Genomic DNA, 19471 nt, shown 5'->3' with positions numbered 1-19471 from the left:
TGGAGCCCCGCTCAGCGGGTCGGGGCCTTGTTCGAACCCAGCGCTTTCATGCCTGCGCCCGATTTCTTGTTGTCCCCGGAACCTGAACCGCCCAGCCCCTTGAGGTTTGCCTTCTTCAGCAGACCGTCGTACTGGTGCGACATCAGGTGGGCCTGCAACTGCGCCATGAAGTCCATGATCACGACCACCACGATCAGCAGAGAAGTGCCGCCGAAGGCGAACGGCACCGCCGCGTAGGCGATCATGAACTCGGGCATCAGGCAGATGATCGTGATGTACGCGGCGCCCGCCACGGTCAGACGCGTCAGCACCTGATCGATGTACTTGGCGGTCATCGCGCCAGGACGGACGCCCGGGATGAACGCACCGGATTTCTTCAGGTTCTCCGCGGTGTCGCGAGAATCGAATACCAGCGCGGTGTAGAAGAAGCAGAAGAAGATGATCATGCCGGCGTATAGAAAGCCGTGCAGCGCCTGTCCCGGCGACAGGGCATTGGACAGCACCTGCATGAAGCCGCCGCCGCCGTCGGCACCGCCGAAAAGCTGGGCCAGCGTCGCCGGAAACAGGATGATCGACGACGCGAAGATCGGGGGGATCACGCCCGCCATGTTAAGTTTCAAGGGTAGATGCTGGGTCTGCGCGGCGAACATCTTGCGCCCCTGCTGGCGACGCGCGTGATGCACCGGAATGCGTCGCTGGGCGCGCTCCACGAACACCACGGCATAGGTGACAGCCACTGTCAGCAGCGCGAGCACGATCACCAGTGCCGGATTCAGCGAACCCTCGCTAACCAGCTGCGCGGTTGATCCCACCGCCGGCGGCAAGGCGGCCACGATGCCGGCAAAGATGATCATCGACATGCCATTGCCGATCCCGCGCTCGGTGATCTGCTCGCCCAGCCACATCAGGAACATGGTGCCGGTGACCAGCGACACCGTCGCCGTGAACACGAAGGCGAAGCCGGGCGCGATCGCGACGCCGCTTTTCTGCAGCGCCAACGACGCCCCGATGGCCTGGAAAATCGCGAGGCCCAGGGTTCCGTAGCGGGTGTATTTGGTGAGCTGGCGACGGCCGGCCTCGCCTTCCTTCTTCAGCTCCTTGAGCTGCGGCACTGTCGCTGCCATCAGCTGCACGATGATCGACGCCGAGATGTACGGCATCACGCCGAGCGCCATGATCGACAGGCGCTCCAGCGCTCCTCCCGAAAACATGTTGAACATGTCCAGGATCGAGCCGCGTGTCTGGTCGAACAACGCCGCGAGCTGCACCGGATCGACGCCGGGCACCGGAATAAAGCAGCCGATGCGGAACACGACCAGCGCGCCAATCAGGAAAAACAGGCGTCCGCGCACCTCTCCGAGCTTCGAGAGGTCCGGCACCATTCCAGCGCTGGCAGGCGTTTTCGCCATGGTCGTCGGGAGCGCTCGGGTGGTCTTAGTCGGAAACGGTGCCGCCGGCAGCGGTGACCGCTTCCAGCGCACCGGCGCTGAGCTTCAAACCCTTGAGGCTCATGGAGCGCGACAGCGAACCGGTCTTGATGACCTTGACGATCTCGGCGCCGGCCGGCACGAAGCCTTCGGCCTTGAGCACGGCGATGTCGATCACCCCCTCAGCCTTGAGTTTCTGCAGGTCGGACAGCCGCACCTGCGCGGTCAGACCGAGCAACGGCGAGTTGAAGCCACGCTTGGGCAGGCGACGCTGGATCGGCATCTGGCCACCCTCGAAGCCCTTCTTGCCGCGACCGCCTTTGCGGGCGCGCTGGCCCTTGTGGCCGCGACCGGCGGTCTTGCCCATGCCCGAGCCGATGCCGCGTCCGACACGCACACGCTCGGTCTTGGCACCGTCGGCGGGTTTGATGGTGTTGAGTTTCATGTGTGTTCCATTACGTTCGATTGCGGCGGTCCGGCCCCGTGCCTGAACGAGGGGCCAGCGCCGCTAGGCGTCCTCGACCTTGAGCATGTACCCGATCTTATTGACCATGCCCATGACTTCCGGCGTGGCAGTGAGAACGGACGTCGAGTGCATCTTGCCCAGGCCCAGTCCGCGCACGGTGTCCTTGTGCTTCTGCAGGCGGCCAAAGGTGCTCTTGATCAGGGTCAGTTTGATCTGCTTGGTGTCGGCCATGTCGGCTCCCTCAGGCCATCAACTCGTCGAGAGTCTTGCCACGCTTGGCAGCGATCTCCGACGGCATGTTCATTTTCTTCAGGCCTTCCAGCGTCGCACGCACCATGTTGATGGGATTGCGCGACCCGAAAGACTTGGCCAATACGTTCTGCACGCCGGCGACTTCGAACACCGCACGCATGGCGCCACCGGCGATGACGCCGGTACCGTCCGAGGCGGGGCGCATGAACACTTTGGTGGCGCCGTGAGTGCCCCAGATTTCGTGCTGCAGGGTGAGGCCCTTGAGCGGCACGTTGATCATGTTCTTGCGGGCCTGCTCCATCGCCTTGGAGATCGCCTGCGGCACTTCGCGCGCCTTGCCATAACCGAAACCGACCCGACCGGCACCGTCGCCGACCACCGTCAGTGCGGTGAAGGCGAACTGCTTGCCGCCCTTGACCGTCTTGCTGACGCGGTTGACCGTGACCAGCTTCTCCTTGAGATCGCTGCCGGATTGCGCGTCGTCGTATTGGTGCTGAGCCATCGCTTAAAACTCCAGGCCGGCTTCGCGCGCGGCATCGGCCAGGGCCTGTACACGGCCGTGGTATTTGAATCCGGAACGGTCGAACGCGACCTTGGTGATGCCGGCCGCCTTGGCACGCTCGGCGATTGCGGCACCGACTTTCCTGGCAGCCTCGACGTTGCCGGTCGATTCCAGCCCCTCGGCAACCGCCTTCTCCACCGTCGACGCCGCGACGATCGTGTGCGCGGCGTCGGGCGCGATGATCTGGGCATAGATGTGCCGCGGCGTGCGGTGCACCGCCAGCCGATGCGCGCCGAGCGCCCGGATGTGATGTCGCGTGCGCTTGGCCCGGCGCTGACGGGAAGTTCTTTTGTCTTTCATACCGCGATGTCCTGTGACTCGTTACGGATGCCTGGATCCCCGCCCTCGATGCGTTCGCGGGGGTGGTCAGGTACGCCTTGAAACTTGTGCGGCTCTGCTCTGCAAGAGAACCACTCGGCTTGCCGTCGATACCGCAGCGCCTATTGCCTTCCGGCAATTCAACCTCGACGGGTGCCCGGTGTTCTTACTTCTTCTTCGCTTCCTTCAGTTCGACTTTCTCGTCCGAGTAACGCACGCCCTTGCCCTTGTAGGGCTCGGGCGGACGGAAACGCCGGATGTCTGCTGCCACCTGGCCGACCATCTTCTTGTCCGCGCCCTTGACGACGATTTCGGTCTGGCTGGGCGTTTCCACCGTCACGCCTTCCGGAATCGGGTACTCGATGGGGTGCGAAAAGCCCAGCGCCAGATTCACTTTCTTGCCCTGCGAGGCGGCGCGATAACCGACGCCGACCAGTTGCAGTTTCTTCTGATAACCCTGGGTTACGCCTTCGACCATGTTGGCAATTAGCGCACGCACAGTGCCCGACTGCATGGCATTGCTCTGCACCGAGGCACTGCTGACGCTGAGCACACCATCGACGATCTCGACTTCCACCGACGCCGGCAGGTCCAGATTCAGAGACGCCTTGGCGCCCTTCACCGTCACCAAACGGTCCGCCATGGTGATCTGCACGCCCGCCGGAATTTTGACCGGCATTTTTGCTACGCGGGACATGTTTCTTTCTTCCTGATCAATTCAGTCTTAGGCGACAACGCACAGCACTTCGCCGCCTTGGCCGGCTGCGCGCGCCTGCTTGTCGGTCACCACACCAGCCGAAGTCGACACGATCGCCACGCCCAGTCCGCCCAGCACGGTCGGAATCTCGTCGCTGGCCTTGTAGACCCGCAGCGATGGCGTGCTGACGCGCTCGATGCGCTCGATGACCGGCTTGCCGTCGAAATACTTCAACGCCACGGTCATGGTCTTCTTGTTGCCTTCTTCGCTGGCGACGTCGAAGCCCAGGATGTATCCCTCGTCCTGAAGCACGCGGGCGATGGCTTCCTTGGCTTTCGAGGACGGGCAGCGAACCGACTTCTTGCGCGCAGTCTGGCCATTGCGCAGGCGCGTGAGGAAATCGGCAATCGGATCGGTCATTGACATGGGTGCTTCCTGTGATTCGTGATCGGTGATAGGCAATGTGGTGGGGTGAGCCTTGCGTCACCGATCACCCGTCACCCATCACGTCCTTACCTTTACCAGCTCGCCATCTTCAGGCCGGGCACTTCGCCACGCATCGCCGCCTCGCGCAGCTTGTGGCGGGCCAGGCCGAACTTGCGATACACACCGCGCGTACGCCCGGTGATGGCGCAGCGGTTGCGCTGCCGCGTATAGCTGCCGTCGCGCGGCATCTTCTGCAGCGTCACCGAAGCCGCCTGCTTGTCCTCGAAGGACGCGTTGGCGTCCTTGAGCACGACGCGCAGCGCCTCGCGCTTCTTCTCGAACTTGGCGACCAGCTTTGCGCGCTTCTTTTCGCGCTCGATCATGTTGCGTTTGGCCATGGGACTCGACGCCTGTTACTTGCGGAAGGGGAAGCTGAAGGCATCGAGCAGAGCCCGACCTTCATCGTCCGTCTTCGCCGTGGTGGTGAAAGTGATGTTCATGCCGCGCAGCGCATCGACCTTCTCGTACTCGATTTCCGGAAAGATGATCTGCTCGGTGATACCGAAATTGAAGTTGCCCTGACCGTCGAAGCCGCGCGCCGAAATGCCGCGGAAATCGCGGATGCGGGGCAGCGCCACCGCGATCAGGCGCTCCAGGAACTCGTACATGCGCTCGGCACGCAGGGTGACCTTGACGCCGACCGGATAGTTCTCGCGCACCTTGAAGGTGGCGATGGACATGCGCGTCTTGGTCACCACCGGCTTCTGACCGGCGATGGCGGTCATGTCGGCCACCGCGTGCTCGATAACCTTCTTGTCGGTGGTCGCTTCGCCCACGCCCATGTTGAGCGTGATCTTCTGCAGGCGCGGCACGGCCATCGCATTGCAACCGAGCTGCTTCTGCAACGCGGGCGCGATCTTCTCGCGAAAGTCTTTCTGTAGCGTCGGGGTTTGGAGAGTTGCCATCTTGATGTTCCGTCTCAACCGTCCACCAGTTCCTGGTTGGACTTGAAATAGCGCACTTTGCGGCGCTGCTCGCCTTCGCCCTCGAAACGGAAGCCTACGCGGTCGCCCTTGCTGGCCTTGGCATTCCACAGCATCACGTTGGAGGTCTGGATCGGCATCTCCTTCTCGACGATGCCCCCGGCCACACCCGCCTGCGGGTTGCCCTTCTGGTGCTTCTTGACGACGTTGATGCCCTGCACCACCAGCTTGCCGTCCGCGCGAACGGTGTTGACCGTTCCGCGGCGACCCTTGTCCCGGCCCGTGATGACGACGACGTCGTCGCCCTTGCGAATCTTGTTCATGTCAGACCAACCTCAGATCACTTCGGGAGCCAGGGATACGATCTTCATGAACCGGTCGCGCAGTTCGCGCGTCACGGGCCCGAAGATACGAGTGCCGATGGGCTCCAGCTTGCTGGTGAGCAGCACCGCCGCGTTGGTGTCGAAGCGGATGGCGGAGCCGTCCGGACGGCGGATGGGATGCCGCGTGCGCACGACCACCGCATCGTGCACCTCGCCTTTCTTGACCTTGCCACGGGGGATGGCGTCCTTGACCGTGACCTTGATCAGGTCACCGACATTGGCGTAGCGCCGCCGTGTCGCACCCTTGACCTGAATCACCTGGACCAGCTTGGCGCCGCTATTGTCGGCAGCGACAAGGAACGATTCCTGTTGCAGCATGGCTTGCCTTTCGAGATGCGCTTAAGCGTGGGCGGACAGCACTTCAACCAGCTTGAAGTGCTTGGTGCGGGACATCGGCCGGGTTTCGACCACGGCAACCAGATCGCCTTCCTTGGCTGCGCTCTGTTCGTCGTGCGCGTGCAACTTGGTGGAGCGACGCATGATCTTGCCGTACAGCGGGTGCTTCACGCTGCGCTCGACCAGCACCGTGATCGTCTTGTTCATCTTGTTCGAGATCACACGTCCGACGATGCGGCGCTCGACCTTGGGTTCGTTGCTTTGGCTCATCTCACTTGCTCTTTCCGACAGTTTGCGCGGACAGCAGCGTCATCACGCGCGCCACCTTCTTGCGCGCTTCGCGCGTCAGGTGCGGCTGGTTCATCTGGCCCATGGAAGCCTGCATGCGCAGGTTGAACTGCTCTCGGCGCAACGCCGTGAGCTCTTCCTTCAATCCGACCGCGTCCTTGGCACGCTGGGTCTTCAGGTATTCGGTGGTCTTCATCAGAGGATCGTCCGCTGCACGAACGTGGATTTCACGCACAATTTGGCGGCCGCCAGACGGAACGCTTCGCGCGCCTCGGTCTCGGTGACGCCTTCCATCTCGTAAAGCATGCGACCCGGCTGCACCTTGGCGACCCAGTATTCGACGTTGCCCTTGCCCGAACCCATGCGCACTTCCAGGGGCTTCTTGGTGACCGGCACATCCGGAAACACGCGGATCCACAGCTTGCCGCCCCGCTTGACGTAGCGGGTGATGACGCGGCGGGCTGCCTCGATCTGGCGCGCAGTCAGCATGCCGCGCTCCGTGGCCTTCAGGCCGAAGTCGCCAAAGCTGACCTTGTTCGCGGTCTGGGCGAGGCCGGTGTTGCGGCCCTTCTGCTGCTTTCTGAATTTGGTTCGCTTGGGCTGCATCATGGCAGCGAGCTCCTATTGATGGTTCCGGATCAGGCTGCCGTGGCTTCGGCGGCCTCATCCTTCTTGTGGCTGCGACGGTCGTCGAACACTTCACCGCTGAACACCCAGACCTTGACCCCGATGACGCCGTAGGTGGTCTTGGCCTCGGCGGTGGCGTAGTCGACATGCGCGCGCAGCGTGTGGAGCGGTACCCGGCCCTCGCGGTACCACTCGACGCGCGCAATCTCCGCGCCGTTGAGGCGACCGCCGACCTGGATCTTGATCCCCTGGGCGCCCTGGCGCATCGCGTTCTGCACCGCGCGTTTCATGGCGCGACGGAACATGATGCGGCGCTCAAGCTGCTGGGCGACGCTTTCCGCGATGAGCTGGGAGTCCAGCTCGGGCTTGCGAATCTCTTCAACCGAGATGTGCACGCTGTCCGGCTTGAGACCCATCTTGGCGGCCACTTCGACCTTCAGCTTCTCGATGTCCTCACCCTTCTTGCCGATGACGATGCCGGGGCGGGCCGTCGAAATGGTCACACGAGCCGACTTGGAGGGACGCTCGATGCGGATCTTGGACACCGACGCCGCAGCCAGCTTTTTGCGCAGGAACTGACGCACTTCCATGTCGCGACGCAGGTTCTCGCCGTAGGCGCTGCGCTCGGCATACCAGTTGGACGTCCACTGCGTGGTGATGCCCAGACGGAAGCCGGTCGGATTGACTTTATGACCCATGGATTAACCCTTCTGCCCGTCGCTGACACGCACGGTGATGTGCGAGGTGCGCTTGAGAATACGATCGGCGCGGCCCTTGGCCCGCGGACGGATGCGCTTCATGGTCGGACCTTCGTCGACGAAAATCTCGGTGACCTTGAGTTCGTCGACATCGGCGCCGTCGTTGTTCTCGGCGTTGGCGATCGCCGAATCCAGCACTTTCTTGATGATGCCGGCTGCGCGCTGATTCGAGAACTTCAGGATGTTGATCGCCTCGTCCACCTTCTTGCCGCGGACGAGATCCGCCACCAGCCGGCCCTTCATGGGCGACAGGCGAACGAACTTGAGTACGGATTGGGTCTGCACGATCACTTACCTCCGGCCTTCTTGTCGCCACCGTGGCCCTTGAAGGTCCGCGTGGGGGCGAACTCGCCGAGCTTGTGGCCGACCATGTTCTCGGTCACGAACACCGGCATGTGCAGCTTGCCGTTGTGAACCTGCAGGGTCAGACCCACGAATTCGGGCGTGATCATGGAGCGGCGCGACCAGGTCTTGATCGGCTTCTTGATGCGTGACCCCGACATGTCCGCCACCTTCTTTTCCAGATGGTGGTCGACGAACGGGCCTTTCTTGAGCGAACGCGGCATGGCCTTCGATCCTTACTTCTTCTTGTGGCGACTACGCACGATGAATTTCTGCGTGCGCTTGTTGTTGCGAGTGCGCAGACCCTTGGTCTGCTGCCCCCACGGCGTGACGGGATGCGGGTTGCCCTGGCCGGACTTGCCTTCACCGCCACCGTGCGGATGGTCGACCGGGTTCATCACCACGCCGCGCACGGTCGGACGAATACCCTTCCAGCGTTTGGCCCCGGCCTTGCCGTACTGGCGCAGGTTGTGCTCGAAGTTGCCGACCTCACCGATGGCGGCGCGGCAATCCGCGTGCACCTTGCGCATCTCGCCGGAGCGCAGACGCAGGGTGGCGTACTCGCCTTCGCGGGCGACGAGCTGCACGCCGGCACCGGCCGAGCGCGCGAGCTGTGCGCCCTTGCCCGGACGCATCTCGATGCAGTGGATCGTCGAGCCGATCGGAATGTTGCGCAGCGGCAGCACATTGCCGGGCTTGATCGGCGAATCCTTACCCGACTGCACGGTGTCGCCGGCCGCCAGATTGCGCGGCGCGATGATGTAGCGACGCTCGCCGTCGGCATAGCACAGCAAGGCGATGTGCGCCGAACGGTTGGGGTCGTACTCGATGCGCTCCACCTGGGCGGTGATGCCGTCCTTGTTGCGCTTGAAATCCACCAGCCGGTAGTGATGCTTGTGACCGCCGCCCTTGTGGCGCGTGGTCATGTGGCCGTTGTTGTTGCGTGCGCCGCCCGGGTTGTTCTTTTCGAGCAGGGCCGCATGCGGCTCGCCCTTCCACAGTCCCGGCGTGACGACCTTGACTTGGTGGCGCCGACCCGGAGAGGTCGGTTTCATCTTGACCAATGGCATGGCTTACTCCTTCACGCCGCCGACGAAGTCGATCTCCTGGCCTTCGGCCAGGGTGACGTACGCCTTCTTCCAATCGGAGCGACGGCCCATGGACTGGCCGAAGCGCTTGTTCTTGCCTGCCATGTTGAGCGTGTTCACGTCGGTCACCCGGACCTTGAACAGGGTCTCCACCGCGGTCTTGATTTCCGGTTTGGTCGCATCGCGGGCAACCTTGAATACAGCCTGATTGCGCTTTTCGGCGACGCGGGTGGACTTTTCGGAAACCACCGGCGCCACGATGATGCGGTGCAGCCGGCCGGCCGTTACCTTTGCTTGGATCGGGGTGCTCATGACAGCCAGGCCTCGAGTTTCTTGACCGCTTCGGTCGTGATAACCACCTTCTCGTGGGTCAGCAACGCCACCGGATCCAGTCCGGACACATCGGTAACGCCCACCTTGTGCAGGTTGCGCGCCGACAGAAACAGATTCTGGTCAACGCTGTCGGTCACGAACAGCACGTCGTTGCTGCCGAAGGTCTTGAGCCGTTCGATCATGCCCTTGGTCTTGGCCGAATCCGCGGCCACCGCATCGGTCACCAGCAGATGACCGCCACGGGCCAGCTCGGACACGATGGAGCGGATGGCGCCGCGATACATCTTGCGATTGACCTTCTGCGAGAAGTCGCGCGGCACCGCCGCGAACGTGCGGCCGCCACCACGCCACAGCGGGCTGCGGATGGACCCCGAACGCGCGCGGCCGGTGCCCTTCTGCTTCCATGGCTTGCGTCCGCCGCCGCGAACTTCGGCCTTGGTCTTCTGCTTCTTGGTGCCCGCACGACCGCCATTCATATAGGCGGTCACGACCTGATGGATCAGGGGCTCGTTGTATTCGACGCCGAACACGGTATCGGCAACCGATACCTTGACGTCGCTGTTGTGGACCTGGATTTCCATGGGTGGCTCTTTACTTCACCGTAGGCCGGACAATGACATCGGCACCGGCAAACCCGGGGACCGCACCCTTGACCAGCAGCAGATTCTTTTCGGCGTCCACACGAACCAGATCGAGGTTCAGCGCGGTGACACGATCCGCGCCCAGGTGGCCCGCCATCTTCTTGCCTTTCCAAACCTTGCCGGGCGACTGGCGCTGGCCGATAGAGCCCGGTACGCGGTGGCTCAGCGAGTTACCGTGGCTGGCACGACCGCCGCCGAAATGCCAGCGTTTCTGCACGCCGGCGAAACCCTTGCCGATCGACGTGCCCGTGACGTCGACGCGCTTGACGTCGGCGAAGGCATCGACCTTGATCTCCGAACCGGGGGCGGCGTCGCCGAACTCGTCGCCTTGCACGCGAATTTCCCAGAGTCCGCGGCCGGCGGCCACGCCAGCCTTCTTGAAGTGGCCGGTCTGCGCTTTGTTGACCCGCGACGGCTTGACCTCGCCCGCCGTAACCTGCACCGCGCGATAGCCGTCGATCTCGACGGACTTAACCTGGGTGACGCGGTTGGGGGTGCATTCGATGACAGTGACGGGGATGGACTCACCGGCTTCGGTGAAAACCCGCGTCATGCCGGCCTTGCGGCCAATGATGGCAATCGACATGGTGGCGTCCTCGTCCTTAGTTGACCTTGATCTGGACTTCAACGCCCGCAGGCAAGTCCAGCTTGGAGAGGGCATCCACGGTCTTTTCCGTAGGATCGACGATCTGCATCAATCGCTTGTGCGTACGAATCTCGTACTGGTCGCGCGCATCCTTGTCGGCGTGCGGCGACACGAGGATCGTGAAGCGCTCTTTGCGGGTCGGCAGCGGAATGGGTCCGTGTACCACGGCGCCCGTGCGCTTGGCTGTTTCCACGATCTCACGCGCCGATTTGTCAATCAGGCGGTGGTCGAAGGCTTTTAGCCGAATACGAATCGACTGGCTGGTCGCGGCCATGCTCTCACTCAGGTCTTAAAGAACGACCCCGGAACATCCGCAACGTCATCAGAAAATCTCTGGATGGACGCGCACCGAAAGGCATTTTCGGGGCGGATGTAAATCGGGGGCAAGCTTGAAAGGGCGCGCAGTATAGCCATGCGTATTGGCATCTGCAACGACTTTCCAAACGAAATTTTTACGGCGACTCCGGCGCCCGCGAAAGCTCGCGCCGACAAAAAAGGCGCGATTTCCACGCGCCGTGTCTGCTGCCTGCAATCCCCGCCGCGATCAAGCTCGCGGCGGGGATTGGAACGTTACGCCAGGATCTTGGTGACCACGCCGGCGCCGACGGTGCGGCCGCCTTCGCGGATCGCAAAGCGAACCTGCTCTTCCATCGCAATCGGGTTGATCAGTTCCACCGTGACCTTGACGTTGTCGCCCGGCATCACCATCTCGGTGCCTTCCTGCAGCTGCACATTGCCGGTGACATCGGTGGTGCGAAAATAGAACTGCGGCCGGTAGCCCTTGAAGAACGGGGTGTGACGGCCGCCTTCTTCCTTGGTCAGAACGTACACCTCGCCCTCGAACTTGGTGTGCGGGGTGATGGAGCCCGGCTTGCACAGCACCTGGCCGCGCTCGATGTCTTCCTTCTTGGTGCCGCGCAGCAGCAGTCCGACGTTGTCGCCAGCCTGACCCTGGTCGAGCAGCTTGCGAAACATCTCGACGCCGGTGATGGTGCTCACCGCGGTGGGGCGAATGCCGACAATCTCGACGGATTCGCCCACCTTGATGATGCCGCGCTCGATACGGCCAGTGGCCACGGTACCGCGACCGGAGATGGAGAAGACGTCTTCGACGGGCAGCAGGAAGGGCTTGTCGGTCTCGCGAGCGGGTTCGGGGATGAAGGTGTCGAGGGCGGTATAGAGCTCTTCGACTTTCTTGACCCAGTCGGCTTCGCCGGCAATGGCCTTGGTGGCAGAGCCACGGATGACGGGGGTGTCGTCGCCCGGAAAGCCGTACTTGCTGAGCAGGTCGCGCACTTCCATCTCGACCAGGTCGAGCAGTTCTTCGTCTTCGACCAGGTCGCACTTGTTGAGCCACACGACGATCTTGGGCACGTTGACCTGCTTGGCCAGCAGGACGTGTTCGCGGGTCTGCGGCATGGGGCCGTCGACCGCCGACACGACCAGAATGGCACCGTCCATCTGGGCAGCGCCGGTGATCATGTTCTTGACGTAGTCGGCATGGCCCGGGCAGTCGACGTGGGCGTAGTGACGAGAGTCGGTCTCGTATTCGACGTGACTGGTGGCAATGGTCAGGATCTTGGTGCTGTCGCGACGACCTTGGCTTTCGGAGGCCTTGGCCACCTCGTCATACGCCACGTACTTGGTCTTGCCGTACTTGTCGGACGAAATCTTGGTCAGCGCCGCCGTAGTGGTGGTCTTGCCGTGATCCACATGCCCAATGGTCCCCACGTTCACGTGCGGCTTGATGCGCTCGAATTTTTCCTTGGCCATCTCTTAAAACCTCAAGTTCCAGTTTCTGAGTTCGTTACTTCTTCTTGACCAGCTGATCGGTCACGTGACGCGGCGCTTCCTGATACTTCTTGAATTCCATGGTGTACGTCGCACGGCCCTGGCTCATCGAACGCAAGGTCGTGGAGTAACCGAACATCTCCGCCAGCGGCACCTCGGCATTGACTTTCTTGGCGCCGAAGTTGTCGTCCATGCCCAGGATGACGCCGCGACGGCGGTTGAGATCTCCGATCACGTCGCCGGTGTAATCTTCGGGCGTCTCCACTTCCACCGCCATGATCGGCTCGAGCACCACCGGGTCGGCCTTCTGGCAGCCTTCCTTGAAGGCCATGGACGCGGCGACGCGGAAGGCGATTTCGCTGGAGTCGACCTCGTGGTACGAGCCGTCGAACAGCGTGATCTTGATGTCGACCACCGGGTAACCGGCGAGCACTCCGGTCTTGACGGCGTCGCGCAAGCCCTTGTCGACCGCCGGGATGAATTCCTTGGGCACCGACCCGCCGACGATCTCGTTGACGAACTCGTAGCCCTTGCCGGTCTCGTTCGGTTCCAGCTTCAGATAGACGTGGCCGAACTGCCCCTTGCCGCCCGACTGCTTGGCGTACTTGCCTTCCTGCTCGACGCTCTTGCGGATCGTTTCGCGGTAGGCCACCTGTGGCGCGCCGACATTGGCTTCCACGCTGTATTCGCGCTTCATGCGGTCGACGAGAATTTCCAGGTGCAGTTCGCCCATGCCGGACATGATGGTCTGGGCGGTTTCTTCGTCGGTATGGACGCGGAACGAAGGGTCTTCCTGAGCCAGGCGCGACAGCGCAATGCCCATCTTTTCCTGGTCGGCCTTGGTCTTGGGTTCCACTGCCTGGCTGATCACCGGCTCCGGGAACACCATGCGCTCCAGCACAACCGGCTTGTTCTGGTCGGCCAGGGTGGTGCCGGTATAAACGTCCTTGAGACCGACGCAGGCCGCGATGTCGCCCGCGCGGACTTCTTCGACCGCCTTCTGCTCATTGGCGTGCATCTGCACCAAGCGACCGATACGCTCGGTTTTGCCGTTGCGCGAGTTGTACACCGAGTCGCCCTGCTTGAGCACGCCGGAATACACGCGGATGAAGGTCAATGCGCCGACGTACTTGTCGGTCATGATCTTGAACGCCAGGGCCGAGAACGGCTCCTTGTCGTCTGCCTTGCGTTCGATCAGTTTCTCGTAATCGTCGACATCGTGCGCCTCGATGGCAGCCACTTCGGTCGGCGACGGCAGGTATTCGACGACAGCGTCGAGCATGGCCTGCACGCCCTTGTTCTTGAACGCAGAGCCGCACAGCATCGGGAAGATTTCCAGCGCCAGGGTGCGCTTGCGCAAGGCCGACTTGATCTCGTCCTCGGTGAGGTCGCCCTCGTCCAGGTACTTGTTCATCAGCTCTTCGGAAGACTCGGCCGCGGCCTCGACCATCTTCTCGCGCCATTCCTTGGCCGTCTCGACCAACTCGGCCGGAATCTCGCCGTAGGTGAAGGTGATCCCGCGGTCCTCCTCGCTCCAGATGATGGCCTTCATCTTCACCAGGTCCACCACGCCCTGGAACTTTTCCTCGGCGCCGATCGGAATCTGGATCGGCACCGGGTTGGCCCGGAGCTTTTCCTTCATCTGCTTGACCACCTTGAAGAAATCGGCGCCGGTACGGTCCATCTTGTTGACGAACGCAAGACGCGGCACCTTGTACTTGGTGGCCTGGCGCCACACGGTCTCGGACTGCGGCTGCACGCCGCCGACCGCGCAGTACAGCATGCAGGCGCCGTCGAGCACGCGCATGGAGCGCTCGACCTCGATGGTGAAGTCGACGTGCCCCGGGGTGTCGATGATGTTGATACGGTGCTGGTCGAACTGGTTCGCCATGCCCTTCCAGAACGTCGTCGTCGCCGCCGACGTAATGGTGATGCCGCGTTCCTGTTCCTGCTCCATCCAGTCCATGGTGGCAGCGCCATCGTGGACTTCACCGATCTTGTGGTTGACGCCCGTGTAAAACAGGACGCGCTCGGTGGTTGTCGTTTTACCGGCGTCGATGTGAGCGGAGATACCGATATTGCGGTAGAGCTCGATGGGCGTATTGCGGGCCATGACCAGACTCAGTGTGATACGGGCCCGGGTCGCGAAGCCGCCAAGGGCGCCGCTACCGGACCGGGTTGTACATTGGTCCGCTTACCAGCGGAAGTGTGCGAACGCCTTGTTGGCCTCGGCCATCTTGTGCGTGTCTTCACGCTTCTTGACAGCGGCACCGCGATGTTCGGAGGCGTCCAGCAATTCGCCTGCGAGGCGGTCGGCCATGGACTTCTCGCCGCGCTTGGAGGCCGCGTCGATGACCCAACGCATGGCGAGCGTCACGCGACGCACAGCACGCACTTCAACCGGGACCTGGTAGGTCGCACCACCGACCCGGCGAGACTTGACCTCAACCGCTGGCGCCACGTTATCGAACGCCTGTTGCAGGATGGCAGCGGGCTCGTCCGACTTCTTCTTGGCCGCAATCTGGCTAAGTGCGCCATAGACGATTTTTTCGGCAACCGATTTCTTGCCATCCTCCATCACCATGTTCATGAACTTGGTGACGACGAGATTCTTGTACTTCGGATCCGGCAGGATGACGCGGATCTCGGGACTGCGACGACGAGACATAGGGCTCTCTTACTTCTTCTTGGCAGCGCCGGCGGTGGCGGCGCCGGGCTTGGGACGCTTGGCGCCGTACTTGGAACGGCTCTGGCGACGCTTGTCGATGCCGGCGCAATCGAGCGCGCCGCGCACGGTGTGATAGCGCACACCGGGAAGGTCCTTGACGCGACCGCCGCGAATCATGACCACCGAGTGCTCCTGCAGGTTGTGCCCTTCACCGCCGATGTAGCTGGTCACCTCGAAGCCATTGGTCAGCCGCACGCGGCAGACCTTGCGCAGCGCCGAGTTGGGTTTCTTGGGGGTGGTGGTGTAGACACGGGTGCAGACGCCGCGCTTCTGGGGGCAGGCCGTCAGGGCCGGCGCCTTGCTCTTGTAGCTGGCGACTGTGCGCCCGCTGCGCACAAGCTGATTGATCGTTGGCACTGCGAGAATCCCGCCTTTGAGAAAGAAACGACGAGCAGGATTGACTACCTGCCCGTCGTATAGGGGCGCGAATCATAGGGGCGAGCCCCGGGAGTGTCAACGCGCGGGCGCCTGCCGATACGGCGACGGTGCAGCCTTCAATCTCCGGCCGCGTAACGCAGCAGGTCGAAGCCCTGGATGGTCGCGTCGATGTCGTTGCGGGCCGGGCCGAAAGGGCCGACCGGCAGGTCCAATCCGAGCAACAGACCGGAGTCATCGCCCGGCCAGTTGTGGCCGCCGCCGAGCAGACTGGCCAGCACCACCCTGCGTCCGCCCGCGCAATCGGGCGCAAAGTCCAGCCTGACGTCGCCCTGGGCACCGACCAGGGTCGCCTCGCCGTCGCTGCCCACACACTGGTTGAGCGCCTTGAAGTCTTCGAAGTTGGTCGGGATCGGACGGGTCAAGCCCAGCAGTCCGCCGTAGGCGATGATCGGATCCGCAGTGCCATGGATGATCACCAACCCGACCGCGCGCGAGGGTTGGCAGGCCGACGCACTCTCGTTGTTCTGGTTGCCGGCCACCGCCAGAATCGCGTCGACCCGATCAGCGCGACCACAGGCGTAAAAATAGGCCATGGGTACGCCGTTGGACAGCCCGGCCGCGTAGAGCGGCGCGCTGCCAGCCCCGAAACGGACGCGGGCATCGGCCACGGTGGCGTCGAGCAGCTGCAGGTAGCTTTCGACCGGCTGACTGAGTGCGGTCGGCCAGCGCGCGAGAAAATTGCCGTCGACCGGTGGCAGGCCGTCCGGCAGGGGAAGCAGGCCGCCTATCCCCGGCGCCTGAGGCACGACCACCAGCACGTTGCGCGCCTTGGCCAGCTCGCTCAAACGGGTCAGATTGGCCTGATAATCGGCCGACGCGCCCAGATAGTGCAGTGCCAGATAGACTGCGGAGGGCGCGCCGCCAGCGCTGCTGCGAATGGCGATGTAGTCGGTTTGAAACCCACCGCCCACGATCGGGTGCTTGCTGACGGTCACGCCGTCGCAGGCGATCACCTCCGACCGGCTGCGAAGGTACTCGGCCCCCGGCACCAGCGGACAGAACTGAGTTCGGTTGAGATTGGGATCGCAGTTCTCGCCAGCGGCGACGCGTTCGGGGGTGAAGTCCTGCTGGCAGGTCGCCCGCGGCTCCCCACTACCGGGATCGGTGCCGGGGTCGCCGGGGGAGCCTGGAGCATTGGTGGAGCTGCCACCGCCGCATCCTGCCAGTCCGATCAGCAGGCCGGTCGCCACGACCAGTCGATTCAAAAGGGGCACGGCTCCTCCATCTGCACTGCGCGTTCAGCGCGAAATCTCTCCCGGATCATGTCACCCGGCCGTTCGCTGCGGCAAACCGGCCACCGACCACCGGCATGCGCCGACCGACAAAAGCCTGCACGAAACCGATGACAACGGCTCCGGCACGCTATTACTTGACGCCGACACCGAGCCCCTCACATCGCCTGGACCATGATCCTGCCGTCACTTCAAGCCTTGTTCCCACAGCCCTTCACCGCCTGCGTGGTCGGGGCCAGCCGCGGCATCGGCCTGGCCCTGGCCAAAACGCTGCTGGGCGATTCACGCTGTCAACGGCTCTACGCGGCCTGTCGCGACCCATTGGCCGCCCCGACGCTGCGGGCGCTGGCCGCGTCCAATCCGCAGCGCCTGCAACTCCTGCGCTTGGATATCACCGACGAATCCACGGTGCGCTCGGCGTTCGCGCCCCTGATCATGCGGCGCGAACCCTTGCACCTGCTGCTCAATACAGTGGGGGTTTTGCAGGACGAACCGCTTGGTCTGCGCCCGGAGCGCCGGTGGGAAGATCTCGACACCGACACGCTGCTGCACAGCCTGCGGGTCAACGCGGTTGGCCCGTTGCTGTTGGGTCGTCACGCACTGGCTGCGCTGTCGCACGACCAACCGGCGGTGTTCGCCAGTCTGTCCGCGCGGGTGGGCTCCATCGGCGACAACCGCCTGGGAGGCTGGTACGCCTATCGCGGCGCCAAGGCTGCCCACAACCAGTATCTGCGTACCCTGGCCGTGGAAGCGAAACGACGCGCGCCGCGGTTGTGCGTGCTGGCATTGCATCCGGGGACGGTCGATACCGACCTGTCGCGGCCGTTCCAGGGCAGTTCCAAAGCGGCCGACCGCTTCAGCCCCGAACAGGCCGCAGCGCATCTTCTGAATGTCATCGGCGCGCGTACCGCAGCCGACAGCGGCGGCTTCTACGCCTGGGACGGCAGTCAGGTCCCCTGGTAAGGCCGGCGTCCGATCGCCGGTCAGGCCAGCAATCCGCCAATCACCGCGCCGAGCAGGCGTGTGCCGGCATCGATAAAACCCAGCACCAACCCACCGAAACCGGCCAGCGCGCCAATCAGGATCATGCCGCTCATGAGCGTGCCGAGCAGCGCAAACAGGATGCCCACCAGGATCGAGGACAGCAGCCAAGCCAGCAGCGCCGGCCCCACTCCGCCCGACACCTTGCCGCCCGCCAGCCCACCGATGAATCCACCGACTCCAGGCAGCCAGAACAACAACACCGAAATCACGATCATCCAGATCGCGCCGCCCATGATCGAGCCCTGATTCGAATCCGCCATCTGATGTGTTTCTCCATGATTGCTGCCTGCAACTGCTGCCTGCAACGGGGCAGCAGCATGCAATGCTTTGCGTTACCCTGAAAAGCCGTTCGCATCCGTTGGACTCTCAATATGGAAATCGCAGATCGCTGCGTCGTCAGCATCCACTACACGCTCACCAACGAAGGTGGGGAAATCCTCGACTCTTCTCAGGGCAGCGACGCGCTGGCCTACCTGCACGGCTCCGGCAACATCATTCCGGGGCTGGAATCCGCGCTCGTCGGCAAGCAGGCTGGCGACAAATTGCAGGTACGGGTCGAGCCCGCGCAGGGCTATGGAGAGCGCAACGAGCAGCTCATCCAGCAGGTGCCACGCCGCGCCTTCCAGGGCATCAACGACGTCAAGGAAGGCATGCGTTTCCAGACCCAGGGACCCAATGGGCCGACCTCGGTCATGGTCACGCGCGTCGCCGGCGACATGGTGACCGTGGACGGCAACCACCCGCTAGCCGGCCAAACGCTCAACTTCGACGTGGAAATTGCCGAGGTGCGCGAAGCCAGCGAAGAAGAGCTTCAGCACGGCCACGTGCACGGTCCCGGCGGTCACCACCACTGAGCGCGGCGCGCGCTCCCGCCGTCGGCCTTCATTGGTCGACGATGCGCTTGGGGATGGCGCCGTACGCCTCGTCCCACTGCGTGCGCTCGTCCACCAGCCGCAGGTCCTGCCACAGCACGTAGGCGCGCGAGCGCAGGTGGCGACCAACCTGGCTGATCGCCAAGTCCACGGTACTGGCGATGCGCAGATGCCCGTCGATTTTTTCGGCACGAGCATTAGCCTGGCGCTGCAGGCCCAGCGCACGAATCTTGCGCGCATAGCGCTCGGGCTCGGTCGGCACGAATTCGGCCTCGAACAGGCGGTCGTTGAAGAACTGCAGGGTCAACTCGCCCGGCGAGTCCAGGTGGCGATACTCCGGGACCCGCAGGGTTTCGAAGCGATACATCGGATAGCGCGAAGAATCCGGCGCCCGGCGAGTGGCGAGCGAATAATCCGAGTACCCCTGGTTTTCCAGCGTCGCCGTGGTCGCAACCACATCCGCATAGCTTCGGAACGAGTCGACCAGCCTCACACCCACCGCGACCTTGGTATACAGACCTTGGTCGGGATGCGTGCCGACGCTCAGCAGTTCAGGCAGCGTGCGATCCTTCCAGGCCAGACGGTCCAGCCAACCCAGCGCATACGCAACCCACGCTCCCGCGACGGCCGCCAACACCCAGCGCAACGGCCGAATCCGGCGCCACCAGCGCGGCGGATCCAGCCAGTGCGGGGGCTCCGGCTTATCGGCGGTATCGCTCATGCGCGGTTCTCGAAATGGGGCTTGTGGCGGAGCTGGAGTGTAATGCGACGCGGCACGACCTCGCGGCGTCGA

Annotated in this window: 31 protein-coding genes; 2 read left to right on the top strand and 29 right to left on the bottom strand. The window is 63.3% G+C overall.

Going from position 1 to position 19471, the window contains the following annotated elements:
* Window positions 1–11: 11 nt before the first annotated feature.
* The 27 genes from secY to ACOOHP_RS02270 form a co-directional block, all read right to left on the bottom strand.
* The gene (secY, locus tag ACOOHP_RS02400; RefSeq protein ID WP_420464867.1) at window positions 12–1409 is read right to left on the bottom strand and encodes a preprotein translocase subunit SecY; all 1398 of its coding nucleotides are present in this window, start codon (window positions 1407–1409) and stop codon (window positions 12–14) included.
* Window positions 1410–1434: 25 nt separating this feature from the next.
* The gene (rplO, locus tag ACOOHP_RS02395; protein WP_420464866.1) at window positions 1435–1872 is read right to left on the bottom strand and encodes a 50S ribosomal protein L15; all 438 of its coding nucleotides are present in this window, start codon (window positions 1870–1872) and stop codon (window positions 1435–1437) included.
* A gap of 63 nt (window positions 1873–1935) precedes the next feature.
* Entirely contained in the window at window positions 1936–2124 is a 189-nt protein-coding gene (rpmD, locus tag ACOOHP_RS02390) for a 50S ribosomal protein L30 (RefSeq protein WP_420464865.1), read from the bottom strand.
* Between the two features lie 10 nt (window positions 2125–2134).
* Window positions 2135–2647: a 30S ribosomal protein S5 gene (gene rpsE, locus ACOOHP_RS02385; RefSeq protein ID WP_420464864.1), complete on the bottom strand. Its 513-nt coding sequence runs from the start codon at window positions 2645–2647 to the stop codon at window positions 2135–2137.
* A 3-nt stretch (window positions 2648–2650) separates the two neighbouring features.
* Window positions 2651–3007 carry a 50S ribosomal protein L18 gene (gene rplR / locus ACOOHP_RS02380; RefSeq protein ID WP_420464863.1) on the bottom strand — a complete coding sequence of 119 codons (357 nt, stop codon included), beginning with the start codon at window positions 3005–3007 and terminating at the stop codon, window positions 2651–2653.
* Between the two features lie 184 nt (window positions 3008–3191).
* Window positions 3192–3722: a 50S ribosomal protein L6 gene (gene rplF / locus ACOOHP_RS02375; protein WP_420464862.1), complete on the bottom strand. Its 531-nt coding sequence runs from the start codon at window positions 3720–3722 to the stop codon at window positions 3192–3194.
* A 27-nt stretch (window positions 3723–3749) separates the two neighbouring features.
* The gene (gene rpsH / locus ACOOHP_RS02370) at window positions 3750–4148 is read right to left on the bottom strand and encodes a 30S ribosomal protein S8 (protein WP_420464861.1); all 399 of its coding nucleotides are present in this window, start codon (window positions 4146–4148) and stop codon (window positions 3750–3752) included.
* Between the two features lie 92 nt (window positions 4149–4240).
* A complete protein-coding gene (rpsN, locus tag ACOOHP_RS02365; RefSeq protein ID WP_420464860.1) occupies window positions 4241–4546 on the bottom strand; it encodes a 30S ribosomal protein S14 in 306 nt (101 codons plus the stop codon).
* Between the two features lie 15 nt (window positions 4547–4561).
* Entirely contained in the window at window positions 4562–5113 is a 552-nt protein-coding gene (gene rplE / locus ACOOHP_RS02360; protein WP_420464859.1) for a 50S ribosomal protein L5, read from the bottom strand.
* A 14-nt stretch (window positions 5114–5127) separates the two neighbouring features.
* Window positions 5128–5454 carry a 50S ribosomal protein L24 gene (rplX, locus tag ACOOHP_RS02355; RefSeq protein WP_420464858.1) on the bottom strand — a complete coding sequence of 109 codons (327 nt, stop codon included), beginning with the start codon at window positions 5452–5454 and terminating at the stop codon, window positions 5128–5130.
* A gap of 12 nt (window positions 5455–5466) precedes the next feature.
* Window positions 5467–5832: a 50S ribosomal protein L14 gene (rplN, locus tag ACOOHP_RS02350; protein ID WP_420464857.1), complete on the bottom strand. Its 366-nt coding sequence runs from the start codon at window positions 5830–5832 to the stop codon at window positions 5467–5469.
* Between the two features lie 21 nt (window positions 5833–5853).
* On the bottom strand, window positions 5854–6120 hold the full coding sequence (gene rpsQ, locus ACOOHP_RS02345) for a 30S ribosomal protein S17 (RefSeq protein ID WP_420464856.1): 267 nt from the start codon (window positions 6118–6120) through the stop codon (window positions 5854–5856).
* A gap of 1 nt (window position 6121) precedes the next feature.
* Window positions 6122–6334 carry a 50S ribosomal protein L29 gene (gene rpmC, locus ACOOHP_RS02340; protein WP_420464855.1) on the bottom strand — a complete coding sequence of 71 codons (213 nt, stop codon included), beginning with the start codon at window positions 6332–6334 and terminating at the stop codon, window positions 6122–6124.
* Window positions 6334–6747, bottom strand: coding sequence for a 50S ribosomal protein L16 (gene rplP, locus ACOOHP_RS02335; RefSeq protein ID WP_420464854.1), 414 nt, complete (start codon window positions 6745–6747; stop codon window positions 6334–6336). Before rplP ends, rpmC begins: the two co-directional genes overlap by 1 nt.
* 29 nt (window positions 6748–6776) lie before the next feature.
* Complete coding sequence (rpsC, locus tag ACOOHP_RS02330; RefSeq protein ID WP_420464853.1) at window positions 6777–7463, bottom strand: 30S ribosomal protein S3; 687 nt, start codon at window positions 7461–7463, stop codon at window positions 6777–6779.
* A 3-nt stretch (window positions 7464–7466) separates the two neighbouring features.
* The gene (rplV, locus tag ACOOHP_RS02325; protein WP_420466934.1) at window positions 7467–7766 is read right to left on the bottom strand and encodes a 50S ribosomal protein L22; all 300 of its coding nucleotides are present in this window, start codon (window positions 7764–7766) and stop codon (window positions 7467–7469) included.
* Window positions 7767–7810: 44 nt separating this feature from the next.
* Window positions 7811–8089 carry a 30S ribosomal protein S19 gene (rpsS, locus tag ACOOHP_RS02320; protein WP_420464852.1) on the bottom strand — a complete coding sequence of 93 codons (279 nt, stop codon included), beginning with the start codon at window positions 8087–8089 and terminating at the stop codon, window positions 7811–7813.
* A 12-nt stretch (window positions 8090–8101) separates the two neighbouring features.
* Window positions 8102–8935: a 50S ribosomal protein L2 gene (rplB, locus tag ACOOHP_RS02315; RefSeq protein WP_420464851.1), complete on the bottom strand. Its 834-nt coding sequence runs from the start codon at window positions 8933–8935 to the stop codon at window positions 8102–8104.
* Window positions 8936–8938: 3 nt separating this feature from the next.
* Window positions 8939–9265: a 50S ribosomal protein L23 gene (gene rplW / locus ACOOHP_RS02310; protein WP_420464850.1), complete on the bottom strand. Its 327-nt coding sequence runs from the start codon at window positions 9263–9265 to the stop codon at window positions 8939–8941.
* Window positions 9262–9867, bottom strand: coding sequence for a 50S ribosomal protein L4 (rplD, locus tag ACOOHP_RS02305; RefSeq protein WP_420464849.1), 606 nt, complete (start codon window positions 9865–9867; stop codon window positions 9262–9264). Before rplD ends, rplW begins: the two co-directional genes overlap by 4 nt.
* A gap of 10 nt (window positions 9868–9877) precedes the next feature.
* A complete protein-coding gene (gene rplC / locus ACOOHP_RS02300; RefSeq protein ID WP_420464848.1) occupies window positions 9878–10513 on the bottom strand; it encodes a 50S ribosomal protein L3 in 636 nt (211 codons plus the stop codon).
* Window positions 10514–10529: 16 nt separating this feature from the next.
* Window positions 10530–10847, bottom strand: a complete 318-nt coding sequence (rpsJ, locus tag ACOOHP_RS02295) for a 30S ribosomal protein S10 (RefSeq protein ID WP_420464847.1) — start codon at window positions 10845–10847, stop codon at window positions 10530–10532.
* A gap of 296 nt (window positions 10848–11143) precedes the next feature.
* Entirely contained in the window at window positions 11144–12346 is a 1203-nt protein-coding gene (gene tuf, locus ACOOHP_RS02290) for an elongation factor Tu (protein ID WP_420464846.1), read from the bottom strand.
* A gap of 34 nt (window positions 12347–12380) precedes the next feature.
* Window positions 12381–14477 carry an elongation factor G gene (gene fusA / locus ACOOHP_RS02285; protein WP_420464845.1) on the bottom strand — a complete coding sequence of 699 codons (2097 nt, stop codon included), beginning with the start codon at window positions 14475–14477 and terminating at the stop codon, window positions 12381–12383.
* An 81-nt stretch (window positions 14478–14558) separates the two neighbouring features.
* Entirely contained in the window at window positions 14559–15032 is a 474-nt protein-coding gene (gene rpsG / locus ACOOHP_RS02280) for a 30S ribosomal protein S7 (RefSeq protein WP_420464844.1), read from the bottom strand.
* A gap of 9 nt (window positions 15033–15041) precedes the next feature.
* A complete protein-coding gene (rpsL, locus tag ACOOHP_RS02275; protein WP_420464843.1) occupies window positions 15042–15449 on the bottom strand; it encodes a 30S ribosomal protein S12 in 408 nt (135 codons plus the stop codon).
* A 137-nt stretch (window positions 15450–15586) separates the two neighbouring features.
* Window positions 15587–16744 (bottom strand): alpha/beta hydrolase family esterase, encoded by a 1158-nt coding sequence (locus ACOOHP_RS02270; RefSeq protein ID WP_420464842.1) that lies wholly within the window; start codon window positions 16742–16744, stop codon window positions 15587–15589.
* A 192-nt stretch (window positions 16745–16936) separates the two neighbouring features.
* Between ACOOHP_RS02270 and ACOOHP_RS02265 the strand changes: the two genes are divergently transcribed.
* Complete coding sequence (locus ACOOHP_RS02265; protein ID WP_420464841.1) at window positions 16937–17725, top strand: SDR family NAD(P)-dependent oxidoreductase; 789 nt, start codon at window positions 16937–16939, stop codon at window positions 17723–17725.
* 20 nt (window positions 17726–17745) lie between these two features.
* On the opposite strand, the gene ACOOHP_RS02260 is transcribed toward ACOOHP_RS02265, so the two are convergent.
* Complete coding sequence (locus ACOOHP_RS02260; protein WP_420464840.1) at window positions 17746–18066, bottom strand: hypothetical protein; 321 nt, start codon at window positions 18064–18066, stop codon at window positions 17746–17748.
* A 111-nt stretch (window positions 18067–18177) separates the two neighbouring features.
* On the opposite strand from ACOOHP_RS02260, the gene ACOOHP_RS02255 reads away from it, so the two are divergent.
* On the top strand, window positions 18178–18660 hold the full coding sequence (locus tag ACOOHP_RS02255) for an FKBP-type peptidyl-prolyl cis-trans isomerase (RefSeq protein WP_420464839.1): 483 nt from the start codon (window positions 18178–18180) through the stop codon (window positions 18658–18660).
* Between the two features lie 28 nt (window positions 18661–18688).
* On the opposite strand, the gene ACOOHP_RS02250 is transcribed toward ACOOHP_RS02255, so the two are convergent.
* The gene (locus tag ACOOHP_RS02250) at window positions 18689–19399 is read right to left on the bottom strand and encodes a hypothetical protein (RefSeq protein ID WP_420464838.1); all 711 of its coding nucleotides are present in this window, start codon (window positions 19397–19399) and stop codon (window positions 18689–18691) included.
* Between the last annotated feature and the right edge of the window lie 72 nt (window positions 19400–19471).

The sequence above is a fragment of the Panacagrimonas sp. genome, assembly GCF_965216805.1.
In the GTDB taxonomy this organism is placed as follows: domain Bacteria; phylum Pseudomonadota; class Gammaproteobacteria; order Nevskiales; family Nevskiaceae; genus Panacagrimonas.
Note: the sequence above shows the minus strand (reverse complement) of the source record. Positions and strands in the feature narration are given on the sequence as shown.